This is a genomic window from Streptomyces sp. NPDC046939 (genome assembly GCF_040644575.1).
GTDB lineage: Bacteria > Actinomycetota > Actinomycetes > Streptomycetales > Streptomycetaceae > Streptomyces.
The window spans coordinates 69,962-87,757 of sequence record NZ_JBEYWV010000003.1 but is presented as its reverse complement, the minus strand read 5'-3'; the positions used below and the strand labels follow the sequence as shown (position 1 = coordinate 87,757).

Annotated in this window: 17 protein-coding genes, 1 tRNA gene and 1 pseudogene; 15 read left to right on the top strand and 4 right to left on the bottom strand. The window is 69.4% G+C overall.

The features are described 5' to 3' along the window. Positions 1 to 70 precede the first annotated feature (70 nt). Positions 71 to 481, top strand: a complete 411-nt coding sequence (locus ABZ877_RS04385; protein ID WP_361064119.1) for a GntR family transcriptional regulator — start codon at positions 71 to 73, stop codon at positions 479 to 481. 98 nt (positions 482 to 579) lie between these two features. Here ABZ877_RS04385 and ABZ877_RS04380 read toward each other — a convergent pair whose 3' ends face one another. After that, positions 580 to 1,065, bottom strand: a complete 486-nt coding sequence (locus tag ABZ877_RS04380) for a transposase family protein (RefSeq protein WP_361064115.1) — start codon at positions 1,063 to 1,065, stop codon at positions 580 to 582. Next, positions 1,062 to 1,427 (bottom strand): transposase family protein, encoded by a 366-nt coding sequence (locus ABZ877_RS04375; protein ID WP_361064113.1) that lies wholly within the window; start codon positions 1,425 to 1,427, stop codon positions 1,062 to 1,064. The genes ABZ877_RS04380 and ABZ877_RS04375 overlap by 4 nt, the downstream gene beginning before the upstream one ends. Before the next feature lie 124 nt (positions 1,428 to 1,551). On the opposite strand from ABZ877_RS04375, the gene ABZ877_RS04370 reads away from it, so the two are divergent. Beyond that, positions 1,552 to 1,704, top strand: coding sequence for a hypothetical protein (locus ABZ877_RS04370; RefSeq protein WP_361064110.1), 153 nt, complete (start codon positions 1,552 to 1,554; stop codon positions 1,702 to 1,704). Between the two features lie 26 nt (positions 1,705 to 1,730). Here the strand turns inward: ABZ877_RS04370 and ABZ877_RS04365 are convergent, their stop codons facing one another. Next, positions 1,731 to 1,931 carry a hypothetical protein gene (locus ABZ877_RS04365; protein WP_361064108.1) on the bottom strand — a complete coding sequence of 67 codons (201 nt, stop codon included), beginning with the start codon at positions 1,929 to 1,931 and terminating at the stop codon, positions 1,731 to 1,733. 299 nt (positions 1,932 to 2,230) lie between these two features. On the opposite strand from ABZ877_RS04365, the gene ABZ877_RS04360 reads away from it, so the two are divergent. Next, positions 2,231 to 2,983, top strand: a complete 753-nt coding sequence (locus tag ABZ877_RS04360) for a hypothetical protein (protein WP_361064105.1) — start codon at positions 2,231 to 2,233, stop codon at positions 2,981 to 2,983. 143 nt (positions 2,984 to 3,126) lie between these two features. Here ABZ877_RS04360 and ABZ877_RS04355 read toward each other — a convergent pair. Further along, a tRNA-Arg gene (locus tag ABZ877_RS04355) sits at positions 3,127 to 3,198 on the bottom strand. Positions 3,199 to 3,368: 170 nt separating this feature from the next. On the opposite strand from ABZ877_RS04355, the pseudogene ABZ877_RS04350 reads away from it, so the two are divergent. From ABZ877_RS04350 to ABZ877_RS04295, 12 genes and pseudogenes are all read left to right on the top strand, one after another. Further along, positions 3,369 to 3,731, top strand: a pseudogene (locus ABZ877_RS04350) (response regulator); the annotation flags it as partial. Positions 3,732 to 4,240: 509 nt separating this feature from the next. After that, entirely contained in the window at positions 4,241 to 5,446 is a 1,206-nt protein-coding gene (gene nrtL / locus ABZ877_RS04345; RefSeq protein WP_361064102.1) for an ArgS-related anticodon-binding protein NrtL, read from the top strand. Between the two features lie 51 nt (positions 5,447 to 5,497). Then, the gene (lysA, locus tag ABZ877_RS04340; RefSeq protein WP_361064099.1) at positions 5,498 to 6,889 is read left to right on the top strand and encodes a diaminopimelate decarboxylase; all 1,392 of its coding nucleotides are present in this window, start codon (positions 5,498 to 5,500) and stop codon (positions 6,887 to 6,889) included. Between the two features lie 169 nt (positions 6,890 to 7,058). Beyond that, positions 7,059 to 8,351 carry a homoserine dehydrogenase gene (locus ABZ877_RS04335; protein ID WP_361064096.1) on the top strand — a complete coding sequence of 431 codons (1,293 nt, stop codon included), beginning with the start codon at positions 7,059 to 7,061 and terminating at the stop codon, positions 8,349 to 8,351. Positions 8,352 to 8,365: 14 nt separating this feature from the next. After that, positions 8,366 to 9,424, top strand: coding sequence for a threonine synthase (gene thrC / locus ABZ877_RS04330; RefSeq protein ID WP_361064748.1), 1,059 nt, complete (start codon positions 8,366 to 8,368; stop codon positions 9,422 to 9,424). A 371-nt stretch (positions 9,425 to 9,795) separates the two neighbouring features. Then, a complete protein-coding gene (gene thrB / locus ABZ877_RS04325) occupies positions 9,796 to 10,722 on the top strand; it encodes a homoserine kinase (RefSeq protein WP_361064094.1) in 927 nt (308 codons plus the stop codon). A gap of 403 nt (positions 10,723 to 11,125) precedes the next feature. Then, on the top strand, positions 11,126 to 13,219 hold the full coding sequence (rho, locus tag ABZ877_RS04320; RefSeq protein WP_361064091.1) for a transcription termination factor Rho: 2,094 nt from the start codon (positions 11,126 to 11,128) through the stop codon (positions 13,217 to 13,219). Between the two features lie 304 nt (positions 13,220 to 13,523). Beyond that, a complete protein-coding gene (locus ABZ877_RS04315; protein WP_361064088.1) occupies positions 13,524 to 14,624 on the top strand; it encodes an LCP family protein in 1,101 nt (366 codons plus the stop codon). A gap of 142 nt (positions 14,625 to 14,766) precedes the next feature. Beyond that, on the top strand, positions 14,767 to 14,988 hold the full coding sequence (gene rpmE / locus ABZ877_RS04310; RefSeq protein ID WP_361064085.1) for a 50S ribosomal protein L31: 222 nt from the start codon (positions 14,767 to 14,769) through the stop codon (positions 14,986 to 14,988). Between the two features lie 122 nt (positions 14,989 to 15,110). Further along, on the top strand, positions 15,111 to 16,187 hold the full coding sequence (gene prfA / locus ABZ877_RS04305; RefSeq protein WP_361064082.1) for a peptide chain release factor 1: 1,077 nt from the start codon (positions 15,111 to 15,113) through the stop codon (positions 16,185 to 16,187). Positions 16,188 to 16,227: 40 nt separating this feature from the next. After that, on the top strand, positions 16,228 to 17,073 hold the full coding sequence (prmC, locus tag ABZ877_RS04300) for a peptide chain release factor N(5)-glutamine methyltransferase (protein WP_361064079.1): 846 nt from the start codon (positions 16,228 to 16,230) through the stop codon (positions 17,071 to 17,073). Between the two features lie 68 nt (positions 17,074 to 17,141). Further along, a complete protein-coding gene (locus ABZ877_RS04295) occupies positions 17,142 to 17,789 on the top strand; it encodes an L-threonylcarbamoyladenylate synthase (protein WP_361064076.1) in 648 nt (215 codons plus the stop codon). Positions 17,790 to 17,796 lie beyond the last annotated feature (7 nt).

The window sequence follows — 17,796 nt, the reverse complement described above, 5'->3', positions numbered from 1 at the left end:
CATCGGGCAAGACGCCTTCACATGGCAGACTGGCAACACGCTGTCTGAGGGATCGACGGGAGGAGGGCACGTGCCGCAGGCGAGTTCGCGGGGTACGTATTTGCAGGTCTCTGAGTCCCTGCGTGAGCAGATTGCATCCGGCGATACGCTGCCGTCGGAGGCTACCCTGATGCGCCTCCACAGTGTTTCTCGCAACATCGTCCGTCGTGTCCTCAAGGTCCTTGAAGCCGACGGAGTCGTTGAGCCGGCTCCGGGTATCGGATGGCAGGTTGTCCGCAGTGGTGACCGACCCTCTGTTGTAGATCGGATGATCGCCTTGATCGCAGAGAGGTCGCTCTCGGTGGGCGATGCATACCTGTCTGAAGCAAAACTGTGTGAGCGGTTCGGAGCCTCCCGGACTGCCGTACGCCGTGTCCTTGCCCAGATGGAGGGAAACGGCCTGCGAACGACCTTGTGCATGGTTAGCGAGCGGGCGTCGTGAAGCGGCAAGGCTGTGCTTCTCACGCTGCTGCGGCCGGCCGGGGTGGTTGTCGGTGGGTTGACGCGAGTCCGGATGGCCGGGACGAGTTCGTCGAGGAGTTAACACCGGCCGAGGTGGCGGGTCAATGCCCGCCAGTTCTTGAGGTGGGCGATGCCGTGCTCGACCCGGATGCGTCGCGATGAGTGGGCCTTGCGCTGCTGTATGAACCTCTCCTCCCGCCACGTCGGGGCGTTCTTCTTGAACTTGCGGTGCGGTGGCGTGATCACTTGGTCGCCGGTCTGGGCGCCCAGGCCCTGATAGCCCGCATCAGCCAGGATGCGCAGGTCACGGTGTTGGCCGAGCAGTTCCACAAGTCCCGCGTCGCGGACCTGAGTGATATCGGGACAGCTCCCGGACTTCAGAGCGCCGCTGAACAGCAGCTGCCCCTGGTCATCGGTGACCACCAGGGCCTTCACCGCCTTCTGCTTGCTCTCGCCAGAGACGAAGCGGTCGCGGCCTTCCGTGCCCTGGGCGGGGCGGCGGACGCGGACCTCGGTGGCGTCGGTGATGGCGCTCTGCCCGCTGGCCCCGAGATGGTCGATCACGTCAGCGAGCGTGCGCAGGCGGACGCCCGGTCCCACTGTGCAACCGCGCTCGCTAGCAGCGGGCGGATCTCGCCAATCGCGCGGGTGATGTTGGACCGGTCCACGCCGAACCAGCAGGCCAGCACGTCGTGGGTGACTCCATGGCGGAGGTGAACGAGCGTGGCGAGCAGCCGGTCCACGAAGACCAGTTTGTGGCGGGCCCCCGCTCCGACGGCTCGTCGCCGTGGCCGGCCCGCAAGCCGCCGGTACTGCTCGTCAGCCCACAACGGGCCGATCTCGGTGACGAATTCCGCGATCACATCTCTGGTCAGCCCTGTGATCCGCGACCGGTTGGCGATCATCGAACGGGCAACGCCTGCCATGAATCGACCATGCCGCCACGACGCCAGACTGCCAACCATGCACGAGGTCGTTAGGCGGGTTGGCAACTCACCTGAGGTCATCCACCGCGTCTAAGAGGGGTGCATCTACGGCCAGGAGGAGGCCATGAGCAAGAAGATCGAAAAGGAAATCGACTGGCAAGAGGGTCGAGGCGGTGACGCCCGCTGGTGCCGATGCAGTGAATGCCGGGCTGTGTGCCGTTGTCCGGCATTCGCTGCTGAGCGGGCGGAGCATGCTGTTCCTTACGAACTGCATTGATCCAGGCAGAGTGAAAACATATTCGTCTACCAACCGGCAACGAACCTTCGAACTGTGATCCCGAGCGTCGCAGCGCCAAGGAAGGCAGCGCCACCGGCAGCCAGAGCTCCGGGCACCTGCATGCCCGTGCTCCAAAAGATTCCTGTAGTGGCAATGGCGATGGTCAGGGAGACGGTCATGATGATCGCTGCCCAAAGTCCACGGAGTGCCGTGACGATGTTGGCCATGGTGCGTGGGTCCTCTCGATCGGATTCAGGGGCTTGTAGCGACTAGATGTCTGGCAGTCGCTGCCCGCACAAAGAGGCTCTCAGGAGGTAAAGTCGCAGGTCAAATGGGGTGTGTTGCGCTTGCGAAGGAGGGGGATTGCGCTAAGGCGGGAGGGTTATACCCTCTTCGCTGTACCTATTTTGTTGCTGTACTGCTGCGTTTTGGGAGCTGTGCTGGAATTCTTATAGGAGGAACGCCCAAGACCCCCGGACCCCGATACCCCCGCACCCCTGTTCCTCCTGCAGGAAGGCAAAAAATCTTGGAGAATCCCGATTTGCGCGCCGATGCGATAGAACTCTTGAGGAGAGTAGCGATGAGGTCTAAGCGCACTGTGGTGCCGTTTCCGCCGGAGTTCGTCACCGCCAAAGCGGAGCAAGGGCGTGCCGCGCCGCTGGCTCGCATGATTCAGGGCGGCCGCGGGGGCTCTGTCAGGCTTCGGCTCTACCTGTGCATCACGATGATGGCTACGAGGCAGCCCTTCGATCTCAAGGCGCCGCCCACGCCGAAGTCGTGGGCGAAGTTGCTGGCGCTGGATCCGGCGAAGGGCGATCGAAACGTGGTGCGCGGCCTGAAGTGGCTTGCGGAGAACGAACTCATCAAGCTGACCCCGCGTTGGGGTGGTCCGCCTGCGATCACTCTGCGCAGCGCCGATGGGAACGGGCGCGAGTATGTCCGTCCCATTGAGGAAGGCCGCTACATGCGGGTGCCTGTGGAGTTCTGGACAGAAGGCTGGATGCTGGAACTGTCACCGACGGCGATCGCATTGATGCTTGTTCTCATAGATGCACTGGGTGGCCACAGTGAACCCCACTACGTCTCGGCAGAGAGGCGTCGGCTCTATGGCCTCTCCCACGACACCTGGACCAAGGCAACCAAGGAGCTGGAGAAGCACGACCTGCTGACGGTGCAACGAGACTCTCGGGGAAGTGTCTACGACTACGAGCGGATGAGGAACCTCTTCTGGCTTGACGTTGATCGACTCAAGGAGCCGCCTGGGCTGACTCCGAGCTGAGGCCGGGAGGGTCCCGCTATCGCAGGTCTATCGCGATCAGTGCGCAGCAACAACAAAGAGCCGGACCCAGTGGGACTGGGTCCGGCTCTTTGTATATGACACTTCGGCTGGTCAGCGGCTTGATCGCGCTGTTCCGGCTTCTGTGCCCCCGGCAGGATTCGAACCTGCGCACACGGCTCCGGAGGCCGTTGCTCTATCCCCTGAGCTACGGGGGCGTTGCCGCCGCTGTGGGCGGCGACGGGTAGAACACTACCAGCTCATCCGGGGTCCTCAGGAACAGGTATTGGGGTGGGTGGCGGGGTGTGGGACGGGCTCAGTTCCCCTGTACGGGGTGGAAGTGGGGAAAACCCGGACGCGGTGGTGGGTGTCGACCTACTCTCAAGTTGTGCCAGGCGCCTCGGGCCGGGTCCTCGTTGTCGACGACAACAAGGTCATCCGGCAATTGATCAGGGTCAACCTCGAGCTGGAGGGCTTCGAGGTCGTGACCGCCGCTGACGGTGCCGAATGCCTCGACGTCGTCCATCAGGTGCAGCCCGATGTCGTCACCCTTGATGTCGTCATGCCGCGGCTCGATGGGCTTCGGACCGCTGCAAGGCTGCGCGGCGATGCTCGGACTCGTGAGCTGCCCATCGTCGTCGTCAGCGCGTGCAATCCCGGTGAGGTCGACGCCGGGCTTGAAGTCGGCGTCGACGCCTTTCTGGCCAAACCGTTCGAGCCCAATGAGCTGGTGCGCGTTGTGGGGGAGTTGCGGCGGCGCGGGCACAGGAGCCCTGTGGCTCCGGCAGCTCCGGTAGCACCCGCAGCACCGATGGTTCCCGTGACCCCGGCAGCCCCGGCGGCCCCGGTGGTCCCAGTCGCCCCCGCTGGCGCCGCGTCCGTCCCCGATGTCGCCCCCGCCCCCGATGCCGTGCCGGCCATCGATGAGCCGGGTGACCACGACAGCCGTTCCGGCTCCCAGCAGGCACCGAGCCACGTCCACTCCGTCGGTGACCCCCGGCGAACCAGTGAGAACCCCCCGGGCGACGAACCCCCTCAGCGGTCTGGCGATCACTCGAACCCCCTTGATCCACCAGAGCACGCCCACCCCGCCCCCGGCGCCTGACCCGTTTCCCTCCCGTCGAGCCGCCCGCGTCCGCACCGCACCCCACCCCCGGGCCCACCTGACCCACCCCCGGCGGAGCCACCCGCGTCCGCATCCCGGACCATCCGCCAAATGAACTCGCCTACCCACCCCCCTCCTCCCCTACGCTTGACCCCGTGACCCCCGCCGAGATCTCCCACACCGTGCTGCACGCCGTGCGCCGCGCGGTGGACGACGGTGAGCTGAGTGCCGGGGCCCTGGAACTGTTGGAGCGGGCACTGGAGCCCACTCCCGAGCTGGGACAAGACCCAGGGGCGCGGACCGGGCGGCCCCGTATCGTCATCGAGCGGCCCCGGCCCGGCGGCCACGGCGACTACGCCACCAACGTCGCCCTGCAACTCGCCGGCCCAGCCGGCCGGCCCCCCCGGCAGGTCGCCGACATTCTCCAGCCGCGTCTCGCCGACAGCCCCGGGATCGACACCGTCGACGTCTCCGGGCCGGGGTTCCTCAATCTCACCCTCAGCCCCGGCGCCCCCGCCGACGCCACCCGCGACCTCCTTCTCCGGATTAAGCGCCACGGGCTCGCCTACGGGCACGGGCAAGCCCTCCGCGGGCACCTCATCGACCTGCGCATTCCCCGCGAACCCCGCGCCGAGATCCTCGCCGACGCCATCAGCCGCATAGGGCGCAGCCAAGGCGCCGACGTGCGCGTCGCCCACGCCGCTGACCCGCGCGACGTCACCTTCCGGCCCGTGCCCGCCGACCCCGGCCCCCTCGGGCGTGACGCCGGACGGTGGGCCCTTCTCCACCCCGCCCCGCACGATCACCCGGACCTCAGCGAGAACGGTGCCGCGCACCTGGCCCAGCGCGAGTCCAACCCCCTCTTCCGCGTCCGGTACGCCCACGCCCGTACCCACGCCCTCACCCGCAACGCCGCCGATCTCGGTTTCGCGAGCGCCCTCGCCGACTCGTCCGGCGGTCAGGGCATCCTCGCCACCGCCCTCGCCGACTCGTCCGGCCGTCAGGACATCCTCGCCGCCGCCCTCACCCGCAACCCCGCCGACCTGCACTCCAGCGCCGAACCCAGCAGCGCCCCCACGAACCACCCCTACCTCCTCACCCTCCTCACCCCCCTCACCGACCACCCCCGCATCCTGCTCAGCGCCGCGCGCCACCGCGCCCCCGACCGGCTCGCCCGGCACCTCGTCGTTCTCGCCGACGCCTTTCTCTCCGACCCGGACGTATACGCCCGCGCCCTCCCCCTGGGCGAGGAGAAACCCTCGGCCGCCCACCGCGCCCGGCTCGCGCTCGCCGAAGCCGTCGGGACGGTGCTGGCCGGCGGCCTGTCCCTGCTCGGCATCGACGCCCCCGCACATCTATAGCTCCGGCACACAGCTCCGGCACACGAGAGACGAAGAGAGCGCCCCGCAGTCATGAGCCGTTCCGCACACCCCGCAGGACCCCGCCACGCCGACGTTCTGCCCGAGGGGCACTACACCGCCCCGCCCGCCGACCTCAACGCCCTCGACCCGAAGGTCTGGGCGCAGACCGTGGCCCGTACGCCGGAGGGCGGCGTCCGCGTCGGCGGCATCGAAGTCGCCCGGCTGGCCGAGGAGTTCGGGACTCCGGCCTACTTCCTCGACGAGGATGACTTCCGCGCCCGGTGCGCCGCGTGGCGTGACGCCTTCGGGCCCGATGCCGATGTCTTCTACGCCGGGAAGGCGTTTCTGTCCCGTGCCGTCGTGCGGTGGCTGCATGAGGAAGGGCTCAATCTCGATGTCTGTTCCGGGGGGGAGCTGGCCACCGCCCTTTCCGCCGGGATGCCGCCCGAGCGCATCGCCTTCCACGGCAACAACAAGACCGAGGGCGAGATCCGGCGGGCCGTCGAGGCCGGTGTCGGGCGCATCGTTCTCGACTCCTTCCAGGAGATCGTCCGCGTCGCGCACATCGCCGACAGCCTCGGCAAGCGGCAGCGCGTGCAGATCCGCGTGACCGTCGGCGTCGAGGCGCACACCCATGAGTTCATCGCCACGGCCCATGAAGATCAGAAGTTCGGGATCGCGCTCGCCGGGGGGCAGGCCGCCGAGGCCGTGCGGCGTGCCCTCAAGCTCGACGGGCTCGAGCTCATCGGCATCCACTCGCACATCGGGTCGCAGATCTTCGACATGGCCGGGTTCGAGGTCGCCGCCCGGCGCGTCGTCGGGCTGCTCGCCGAAGTGCGGGACGAGCATGGGATCGAGCTTCCCGAGATCGACCTCGGGGGTGGGCTCGGTATCGCCTACACCAGCGATGACGATCCCCGCGAGCCGCAGGAGATCGCCAAGGCGCTCAGCGAGATCGTCACCCGTGAGTGCGAGGCCGCCTCGCTCCGGACTCCTCGTATCTCCGTCGAGCCCGGGCGCGCCATCGTCGGGCCCACCGCCTTCACGCTCTACACCGTCGGCACCGTCAAGCCGCTCGAAGGGCTGCGGACGTACGTGTCCGTGGACGGCGGCATGTCCGACAACATCAGGACCGCCCTGTACGACGCCGAGTACACCGTCGCGCTCGTCTCCCGGCGCTCCGACGCCGAGCCGATGCTGGTCCGCGTCGTCGGCAAGCACTGCGAGAGCGGGGACATCGTCGTGAAGGACGCGTTCCTGCCCGCCGACATCGCGCCCGGTGATCTCATCGCCGTGCCGGCCACCGGCGCGTACTGCCGCTCCATGGCCAGCAACTACAACCACGCTCTTCGCCCGCCCGTCGTCGCCGTGCGCGACGGTGAGGCCCGGGTGATCGTCCGCCGCGAGACGGAGGAAGATCTCCTGCGCCTCGACGTCGGATGATGAAATAGGTGTCTCGCCATCCGGACCGGGGACAGAAACCCCGGTCCGGTGGGTGAGACTGGGTGCACCGCACAAAGACGTCGTACGAAAATGATGTCGTACGAGAATGCCGTGTGAAAACGGCGTACATGAACGCCGTACAAAAAATGCCGTAGGGAAACGAGGTCGGATGATGCGTACGCGTCCGCTGAAGGTGGCGCTGCTGGGCTGTGGGGTAGTCGGCTCAGAGGTGGCGCGCATCATGACGACGCACGCCGCCGACCTCGCCGCCCGCATCGGTGCCCCGGTCGAGCTCGCGGGGGTCGCCGTGCGGCGGCCCTCCAGGGTGCGGGAGGGGATCGACCCCGCCCTGGTCACCACCGACGCCACCGCGCTCGTCAAACGGGGCGACATCGACGTCGTCGTCGAAGTCATCGGAGGGATCGAGCCCGCGCGCACCCTCATCACCACCGCCTTCGAGCACGGCGCCTCCGTCGTCTCGGCGAACAAGGCGCTGCTCGCCCAGGACGGCGAGGCCCTGCACGCGGCCGCCGTCGAGCACGGGCGCGATCTGTATTACGAAGCGGCGGTCGCCGGAGCCATTCCGTTGATCCGACCGCTGCGCGAGTCACTCGCGGGTGACAAGGTCAACCGCGTGCTCGGCATCGTGAACGGCACGACCAACTTCATCCTCGACGCCATGGACACCACCGGCGCCGGGTACCAGGAGGCCCTCGACGAGGCCACCGCCCTGGGGTACGCCGAAGCCGACCCGACCGCCGATGTCGAGGGGTTCGACGCCGCCGCCAAGGCCGCGATCCTCGCCGGTATCGCTTTCCATACGCGGGTGCGTCTCGACGACGTCTACCGCGAGGGCATGACCGAGGTCACCGCCGCCGACTTCGCTTCCGCGAAGGAGATGGGGTGCACCATCAAGCTGCTCGCCATCTGTGAGCGGGCTGCCGACGGGGGTTCCGTTACCGCTCGCGTGCATCCCGCCATGATTCCGCTCGACCACCCTCTCGCCTCCGTGCGCGGCGCCTACAACGCCGTGTTCGTCGAGGCCGAGGCCGCCGGGCAGCTCATGTTCTACGGACCCGGCGCGGGCGGCTCGCCCACCGCGTCGGCCGTACTCGGCGACCTCGTCGCCGTCTGCCGCAACCGCCTCAACGGCGCGACGGGACCCGGCGACTCCGCGTACACGCAACTGCCCGTCTCACCGATGGGCGACTCCGTGACGCGGTACCACATCAGCCTCGACGTGGCCGACAAGCCCGGTGTCCTCGCGCAGGTGGCGACGGTCTTCGCCGAGCACGGAGTCTCCATCGACACCGTGCGGCAGTCGGGGAAGGACGGCGAGGCGTCCCTCGTCGTCGTCACCCACCGCGCGGCGGACGCGGCCCTCACCGGGACCGTGGACGCGCTGCGTCAGCTCGACACCGTGCGCGGTGTCGCCAGCATCATGCGTGTTGAAGGGGAGTAGCAGCGATGACCGGAATGACCCACCAGTGGCGCGGCATCATCGAGGAGTACCGGGACCGGCTCCCGGTGACCGGGACCACGCCGGTCGTGTCGCTGCGCGAGGGCGGCACGCCGCTCGTGCCGGCGCAGGTGCTCTCCGAGCGCACGGGCTGTGAGGTCCACCTGAAGGTGGAGGGCGCCAACCCGACCGGTTCCTTCAAGGACCGCGGCATGACCATGGCCATCACCAAGGCCAAGGAGGAGGGCGCGCAGGCCGTCATCTGCGCCTCCACCGGCAACACCTCCGCCTCCGCCGCGGCCTACGCGGTGCGCGCCGGCATGGTCTGCGCCGTACTCGTGCCGCGCGGCAAGATCGCGCTCGGCAAGATGGGCCAGGCGCTGGTCTACGGTTCGAAGATCCTCCAGGTGGACGGCAACTTCGACGACTGTCTGAACCTGGCCAGGAGCCTGTCGGAGAACTACCCCGTCGCGCTGGTCAACTCCGTCAACCCGTTCCGGATCGAGGGGCAGAAGACCGCCTCGTTCGAGATCGTGGACGCGCTCGGCGACGCGCCCGACATCCACGTCCTGCCGGTCGGCAACGCGGGCAACATCACCGCCTACTGGAAGGGCTATAAGGAGTACGCCGCCGATTCGGTGGCCTCCCGTACGCCGCGCATGTGGGGGTTCCAGGCTTCCGGTTCCGCGCCGATCGTGCGCGGCGAGGTCGTGAAGGACCCGTCGACCATCGCTACTGCGATTCGCATCGGGAATCCCGCCTCCTGGAACTACGCCCTCGCCGCGCGCGACGAGTCCGGTGGCTTCATCGATGAGGTGACGGACCGTGAGATCCTGCGCGCCTACAAGCTGTTGGCGTCCCAGGAGGGTGTCTTCGTGGAGCCCGCGTCCGCCGCGTCCGTCGCCGGTCTGCTGAAGGCCGCCGAGCAGGGCAAGGTCGACCGGGGGCAGCGCATCGTCTGCACCGTCACCGGCAACGGCCTGAAGGACCCCGACTGGGCCGTCTCCGGCGCGCCGCAGCCGGTCACCGTGCCGGTCGACGCGGCCGCGGCGGCGTCGCGGCTCGGGCTCGCCTGAGCTCCGTCGCCCCGGAGTGACGCGCGGCGCCGACACGCCGCGCTCCGGCCGTGATACGCCGTCAACTGTACGTTTCCGTACAGGATTCGTACGGGTACGTATCCGATCAGCGGAGGGGGTGCACGGGGGGCTCACGACACGCATCGTGCGCCTCCTGTGCGCCCTATGTCGCCACAGAACCTTCCTTCGATAGGCTGTACCGAACCCGCCCGCCGCATATGCCGCGGTGCCGCCGCCGTTCCGTCGTTCCCCGACGAAGTTCCGCCGCGGCGCCGTCGTCAGCGGCGCGGGTGGAGCCGTACGCAGCACAAGACATCGGAAGTCTCGGAAGTTCTCGAAACATCCCGCAGCTCAAGGAGAGTCATCGAGCGATGGCCGGTCCCGCGTTCCGCGCCGCCGCCGTCAGGGTGCGCGTCCCCGCAACCAGCGCCAACCTCGGCCCGGGCTTCGACAGCCTCGGCCTGTCGCTGGGGCTGTACGACGACGTCGTCGTCAGGGTCGCCGACTCCGGGCTGAACATCGACATCGCGGGCGAGGGCTCCGACACCCTGCCGCGCGACGAGTCGCACCTTCTCGTACGGTCCCTGCGCACCGCCTTCGACCTGCTCGGCGGGCAGCCGCGCGGCCTGGAGATCGTCTGCGCCAACCGCATCCCGCACGGCCGCGGCCTCGGCTCCTCCTCCGCCGCCATCGTCGCCGCGGTCGTCGCCGCGCGCGCCGTGACGATAGGCGGCGACGCCCGGCTCGACGACGCGGCGCTCCTCGAACTCGCCACCGAGATCGAGGGCCACCCCGACAATGTGGCCCCCTGCCTGCTCGGCGGCTTCACCATCGCCTGGACGGAATCGGGCGCGGGCCGCGCGATCCGCCTCGACGCCGCGCCGACGGTCGTCCCGGTCGTCTTCGTGCCCGGCCGGCCCGTCCTCACCGAGATGGCGCGCGGCCTGCTCCCGCGCACCGTCCCCCATGTGGACGCGGCGGCCAACGCGGGCCGGGCCGCCCTCCTCGTCGAGGCGCTCACCCGCCGCCCCGAGCTGCTGCTTCCCGCCACCGAGGACCGGCTGCACCAGGAGTACCGGGCCCCGGCCATGCCGGAGAGCGCGGCGCTCGTCGAGCGGCTGCGGGCCGACGGGGTGCCCGCGATGATCTCCGGGGCGGGGCCGACGGTCATCGCCCTGGTGGAGGACGGTGCGGCCGACAAGGTCGCCCGGCTCGCCGGAGAGGGATGGGCGGCCAATCGCCTGGCCCTCGACGCGGGCGGGGCGAGCGTATTGCCGCTCGGATCCTCGCCGGATTGATCAATACGTACGGTTGCCGGATTTCGAGAGGGGGAATGTTTGTTGGATCCGGTAGTGTTAACCTCAAGTCTGCACCCGACCTCGCCATGGCGCGGTGCTGTGTGTCCCCGTCCGGGACAGCCATTCTTCCGGGAGCCTCCCCAGCAATTCCGCACAGCGTCCTTCTATGCCAGGACGCGGTGCTGAACGACGGCGAGCATGCTCCGGAACCGGTGTGACCGAACCGCGTGACACAGAGATCGAGTGCACCCGCGGACATCGCGAATCGCCGTCACCAATGAATTCTTCCGCCTCATCGGCGGACAACCGCCCCGGCACGGTCCGTCATTGCAGGACCACCGCCGGACAGCACGACCGGTCGCCGAGCCAGAAGGCCGACGTCCGCTCCAGGGAAGGACCCTTCGTGAGCGACACCACCGATCTGATGGGCGTGACTGCCGACAGCTCCGCTGCCGCGCCCGCCGCGTCCGCAGGGGATGCGTCCGCTGCGCCTGCCACCGGTGCTTCGGGCTCCCGGCGGCGCCGCGGTACCGGCCTCGACGGCATGGTGCTGGCCGAATTGCAGCAGGTCGCATCGGGCCTCGGCATCAGGGGCACCGCGCGGATGCGCAAGAGCCAGCTGATCGAGGTCATCAAGGAGGCGCAGGCGGGCGGCGGCGCCCCCGCCAAGAGCGGCGACTCCGCCGAGACCAAGCCGAAGCGCCGGGCCACCTCCAAGGCCCGTACCGGCGAGGAGCCCGCGGCCGACGCCGCGCAGGCCAAGGCGGACGCCAAGGCGGAGAAGGCCGAGGCCCCCGACAGCGGCGCGGCCAAGGCGAAGAAGGCCGCGGGCCAGCAGCAGATCGACATTCCCGGCCAGGGCGCCGGGGACGAGCAGCCTGCCGGTGAGCGCCGCCGTCGCCGCGCGACCGCCGAGGCGGGCAGCCCGGAGACGGTCGCCGCCGAGGCCCAGACCGCGACGAAGACCGAGCCGCGCCCCGACAAGAACGACAAGCAGGACGGCGGCGACGGCAACCGGAACGACGGCGGCCAGGACGGCGGCAACGAGAACCGCCGTGACCGGCGCGACCGCCGTGACCGCGGTGACCGGGGCGACCGTGGTGAGCGGGGCGACCGTGGTGGCCGCGACCGCGACCGCCGCGGCAAGGGCGACGACCAGGGCGGCCAGGGCAACAAGGACCGTCAGCAGCAGGGCGGCGGCCGCCAGGATCGCGACCGTAACAACGGCCCGCAGGACGACGGCTACGACGACGACGGCGGCGGCCGTCGCGGCCGCCGTGGCCGCTACCGCGACCGCCGTGGCCGCCGAGGCCGCGACGAGGGTTTCGGCAACGAGCCGCAGGTCTCCGAGGACGACGTCCTGATCCCCGTCGCGGGCATCCTCGACATCCTCGACAACTACGCCTTCATCCGTACGTCGGGCTACCTCCCCGGCCCCAACGACGTCTACGTCTCCCTCGCCCAGGTCCGCAAGAACGGCCTGCGCAAGGGTGACCACGTCACCGGTGCCGTGCGCCAGCCCAAGGACGGCGAGCGCCGCGAGAAGTTCAACGCGCTGGTGCGCCTGGACTCGGCGAACGGCATGGCGGCCGAGTCCGGCCGCGGCCGTCCCGAGTTCAACAAGCTCACCCCGCTCTACCCGCAGGACCGGCTCCGCCTGGAGACCGACCCGGGTGTGCTCACGACCCGCATCATCGACCTTGTCGCGCCCATCGGTAAGGGACAGCGCGGTCTGATCGTGGCCCCGCCGAAGACCGGCAAGACCATGATCATGCAGGCGATCGCCAACGCGATCACGCACAACAACCCCGAGTGCCACCTGATGGTCGTCCTCGTCGACGAGCGTCCGGAAGAGGTCACCGACATGCAGCGGTCGGTGAAGGGCGAGGTCATCTCCTCGACCTTCGACCGCCCCGCCGAGGACCACACCACGGTCGCCGAGCTCGCCATCGAGCGTGCGAAGCGCCTGGTGGAGCTGGGCCACGACGTCGTCGTGCTGCTCGACTCGATCACCCGTCTGGGCCGTGCGTACAACCTCGCCGCCCCGGCCTCCGGCCGCATCCTGTCCGGTGGTGTCGACTCGACCGCCCTGTACCCGCCGAAGCGCTTCTTCGGTGCCGCGCGCAACATCGAGGACGGCGGCTCGCTGACCATCCTCGCCACCGCGCTCGTGGACACCGGCTCCCGCATGGACGAGGTCATCTTCGAGGAGTTCAAGGGCACGGGCAACGCGGAGCTGAAGCTCGACCGCAAGCTCGCCGACAAGCGCATCTTCCCGGCGGTGGACGTCGACGCGTCCGGTACCCGCAAGGAAGAGATCCTGCTCGGCAGCGACGAGCTGGCGATCACCTGGAAGCTGCGCCGTGTGCTGCACGCGCTCGACCAGCAGCAGGCGATCGAGCTGCTCCTCGACAAGATGAAGCAGACGAAGTCCAACGCGGAGTTCCTGCTCCAGATCCAGAAGACGACGCCGGCGCCGGGCAACGGCAACGACTGACGTTCTTCACCGCACCGCCAAGGGCTGGGCCCCGTCGCCGAACGCGACGGGGCCCAGCCCTTTCCCGTACTCCCACCGGAGACCTTCACCACAGGCGTCAGCAGGTGGGGCCCCTGTGACCCATGCGCCGCAGGAGGAAGAACGCGCAGGTGGGAGCGGGGATACGGGGTTCGCCCGGCACGCTCCGTGACGGCCGTGTCCGCGCTGTGGACACAGCACGCTGTGCAACCCTTCAGGGCGGTCCGCCGTCACACGGAGTGAGACACGGACCGGGCGAGAAGCAGACGAAGCGAACGAGGAACCCATGCCGGACAGTGACAGCAAGCCCGGGCGCCGACGCGCCAAGGGCCGCCGCCGCAAACCGCGCTCCGGCCGCTCCAAGGCGCTGCGCGTCGTCGCGTGGAGCGCGGCGGGCGCCGCCGTCCTCGGCGGCACCGGCTTCGGCTACCTGTACCTCCACCTCAACGGCAACATCAGAAGCGTCGACATCAACCAGGCGCTCGGCACCGACCGGCCCGACAATGTCGACAACGGCTCCGAGGACATCCTGGTCCTCGGCTCCGACAGCCGCGCGGGGGCCAACAAGAAGGCCGGGGGCGGCACCGACGACGGCAGCGCCCGCTCGGACACCGCGATGGTCGTCCACGTCTACCAGGGCCACAAGAAGGCGAGCATCGTCTCCATACCCCGCGACACCCTCGTCGAGCGGCCCGCCTGCACCGACAAGGACGGCGTCGAGCACCCCGCGCAGAGCGACGCCATGTTCAACTCCGCCTACTCGACCGGCGGCGCCGCCTGCGCCGTCAAGACCGTCGAGTCGATGAGCGGCATCCGCATGGACCACTACGTCGAGGTCGACTTCAACGGCTTCGAGCAGCTCGTCGACGATCTCGGCGGCGTGCAGGTCACCACCAGCAAGGCCATCGACGACCCCGACAGCCACCTGACCCTCGGCGCGGGCACCCATCAGCTCACCGGCAAGCAGGCGCTCGGCCTCGTCCGCACCCGGCACGGCGTCGGCGACGGCAGCGACCTGGGCCGCATCCAGCTCCAGCAGGCGTTCATGAAGGCGCTGATGGACCAGATCAAGCACATCGGCGTCTTCGGCAACCCCAAGAAGCTCTACGACCTCGCGAACACCGCCACCAAGTCCGTGACGACCGACTCGGACCTCGCTTCCGTGCGGGACCTCACCTCGTTCGCGGGCAGCCTCAAGGGCATCGGCTCCGGCGACATGAACATGGTGACGCTGCCGGTCCAGTACGACACCGCCGACGCCAACCGCGTCCTCGTCGACCAGGCCAAGGCCGACCTGGTGTGGAAGGCGCTCAAGGCCGACCGGGCGGTCCCGAGGGCGGCCGTCGAGGGCACCGCGAAGGGCGCCGCGGACGGCGTCGTCGGATGATCCCCGGGCCGCCGGAATAGATCCGGGCCCACCCCCGTTTTGGGAGATACGGCCAGTCCTGGCAGACTGGTACGTCGGCTCCGGTTCACGCTCCCGCAATCCGCGTCAGCGACCCGGCGCCCTCCCGAACCTAGGAGACACCTTGAAGCGCGACATCCACCCCGAGTACGTCGAGACCCAGGTGAGCTGCACCTGTGGCGCCTCGTTCACCACGCGGAGCACCATCGACTCCGGCACCATCCGTGCCGAGGTCTGCTCCGAGTGCCACCCGTTCTACACGGGCAAGCAGAAGATCCTCGACACCGGTGGCCGTGTGGCCCGCTTCGAGGCCCGCTTCGGCAAGGCTGCCGTCGGCAACAAGTAGCGAGGCTTCAGCGCCGGTCTCCGGTGCCCCGATCGCGGGGCGCCGGGACCGGCGCTTTGCGGTGCAGCCCCCTTCTCGTGTCGCAACGACACAGTCACCCCGTATGAACGCAGGAGCCGGAGATGTTCGAGGCAGTCGAGGACCTCATCGGTGAACACGCCGATCTGGAGAAGAAGCTCGCGGACCCCTCGGTCCACGCCGACCAGGCCAACGCGCGCAAGCTGAACAAGCGCTACGCGGAGCTCACCCCGATCGTCGCGACGTACCGCTCCTGGAAGCAGACCGGCGACGACATCGAGACCGCCAAGGAGCTGGCGGCCGACGACCCGGACTTCGCCGCCGAGGTCAAGGAGCTGGAGAAGCAGCGCGAGGAGCTCACCGAGAAGCTGCGCCTCCTCCTGGTGCCCCGCGACCCGTCCGACGACAAGGACGTCATCCTCGAGGTCAAGGCCGGCGCGGGCGGCGACGAGTCCGCCCTGTTCGCCGGCGACCTCCTGCGCATGTACCTGCGCTACGCCGAGCGCGTCGGCTGGAAGACCGAGATCATCGACGCCACCGAGTCCGAGCTGGGCGGCTACAAGGACGTCCAGGTCGCCGTGAAGACCAAGGGCGGCAACGGCGCGACCGAGCCCGGCCAGGGCGTCTGGGCCCGCCTGAAGTACGAGGGCGGCGTCCACCGCGTGCAGCGCGTCCCGGCGACCGAGTCCCAGGGCCGCATCCACACCTCCGCCGCCGGTGTCCTCGTGACGCCCGAGGCCGAGGAGGTCGACGTCGAGATCAACGCGAACGACCTGCGCATCGACGTCTACCGCTCCTCCGGGCCCGGCGGCCAGTCCGTCAACACGACCGACTCCGCCGTGCGCATCACGCACCTCCCCACCGGCGTCGTCGCCTCCTGCCAGAACGAGAAGAGCCAGCTCCAGAACAAGGAGCAGGCCATGCGTATCCTGCGCTCCAGGCTGCTCGCGGCCGCGCAGGAGGAAGCGGAGAAGGAGGCCGCGGACGCCCGCCGCAGCCAGGTCCGCACCGTCGACCGCTCCGAGAAGATCCGCACGTACAACTTCCCGGAGAACCGCATCTCGGACCACCGCGTCGGCTTCAAGGCGTACAACTTGGACCAGGTGCTCGACGGTGACCTCGACGCCGTCATCCAGGCGTGCGTCGACGCGGACTCGGCAGCCAAGCTCGCCGCCGCGTAACCCCACCCGTACAGCTCCCCGTACAGCTCGGAGGACCAGCGTGAACCTGCTGCTCGCGGAAGTGGCCCAGGCCACCCGGCGGCTGGCCGACGCCGGCGTGCCCTCGCCGCGCAACGACGCGGAGGAGCTCGCCGCCTTCGTGCACGGCGTGAAGCGGGGCGAGCTGCACACCGTCAAGGACGCCGACTTCGACGCCCGCTACTGGGAGGCGACCGCGCGCCGCGAGGCGCGCGAACCGCTCCAGCACATCACCGGACGCGCCTACTTCCGCTACCTGGAGCTCCAGGTCGGACCCGGTGTCTTCGTGCCGCGCCCGGAGACCGAGTCGGTCGTCGGGTGGGCCATAGACGCCGTCCGCGCGATGGACGTCGTCGAACCGCTCATCGTCGACCTGTGCACCGGCTCCGGCGCCATCGCGCTCGCCCTCGCCCAGGAGGTCCCGCGCTCGCGCGTGCACGCCGTGGAGCTGTCCGAGGACGCCCTCCAGTGGACGCGGAAGAACGTCGAGGGGTCCAGGGTCGACCTGCGCCAGGGAGACGCCCTGACGGCCTTCCCGGACCTCGACGGCCAGGTCGACCTCGTCGTCTCCAACCCCCCGTACATCCCGCTCACCGAGTGGGAGTACGTCGCCCCCGAGGCCCGCGACTACGACCCGGAGATGGCGCTGTTCTCCGGCGAGGACGGCCTCGACCTGATCCGGGGCATCGAGCGCACCGCCCACCGGCTCCTGCGCCCCGGCGGCGTCGTCGTCATCGAGCACGCCGACACGCAGGGCGGCCTCGTGCCGTGGATCTTCACCGAGGAGCGGGGCTGGGCGGACGCCGCCGACCACCCCGACCTGAACAACCGGCCGAGGTTCGCGACCGCCCGCAAGGCGATGCCGTGACCCCCGACCACCCTTCCGTACCGGCAGCAACACCCGCAGTACAGGCATTCGAGCAGGAGGCCCGCTAAATGGCACGGCGTTACGACACCAATGACGCGACCGACCGCGCGACCGGTCTGCGCGAAGCCGCGTCCGCCGTCCGCCGCGGCGAACTCGTCGTGCTGCCCACCGACACGGTGTACGGGATCGGCGCCGACGCCTTCACCGCCGAGGCGGTCGGCGACCTCCTGGAGGCCAAGGGCCGCGGCCGCAACATGCCGAGCCCCGTCCTCATCGGCTCCCCGAACACCCTGCACGGCCTCGTCACGGACTTCTCCGAGATGGCCTGGGAGCTGGTCGACGCGTTCTGGCCTGGCGCCCTCACGATCGTCGCCAAGCACCAGCCGTCCCTCCAGTGGGACCTGGGCGAGACCCGCGGCACCGTCGCCGTCCGCATGCCGCTGCACCCGGTCGCCATCGAGCTGCTCACCGAGGTCGGCCCCATGGCCGTCTCCTCCGCCAACCTGACCGGCCACCGCGCCCCCGAGGACTGCGACGCCGCCCAGGAGATGCTCGGCGACTCCGTCTCCGTCTACCTCGACGGCGGCCCCACCCCCGGCATCGTCCCCTCCTCGATCGTCGACGTCACCGGCAAGGTCCCGGTCCTGCTGCGGGCCGGCGCGCTCTCCGCCGACGAGCTGCGCAAGGTCGTACCCGACCTCGAGGTGGCGAATTGACAGCCCC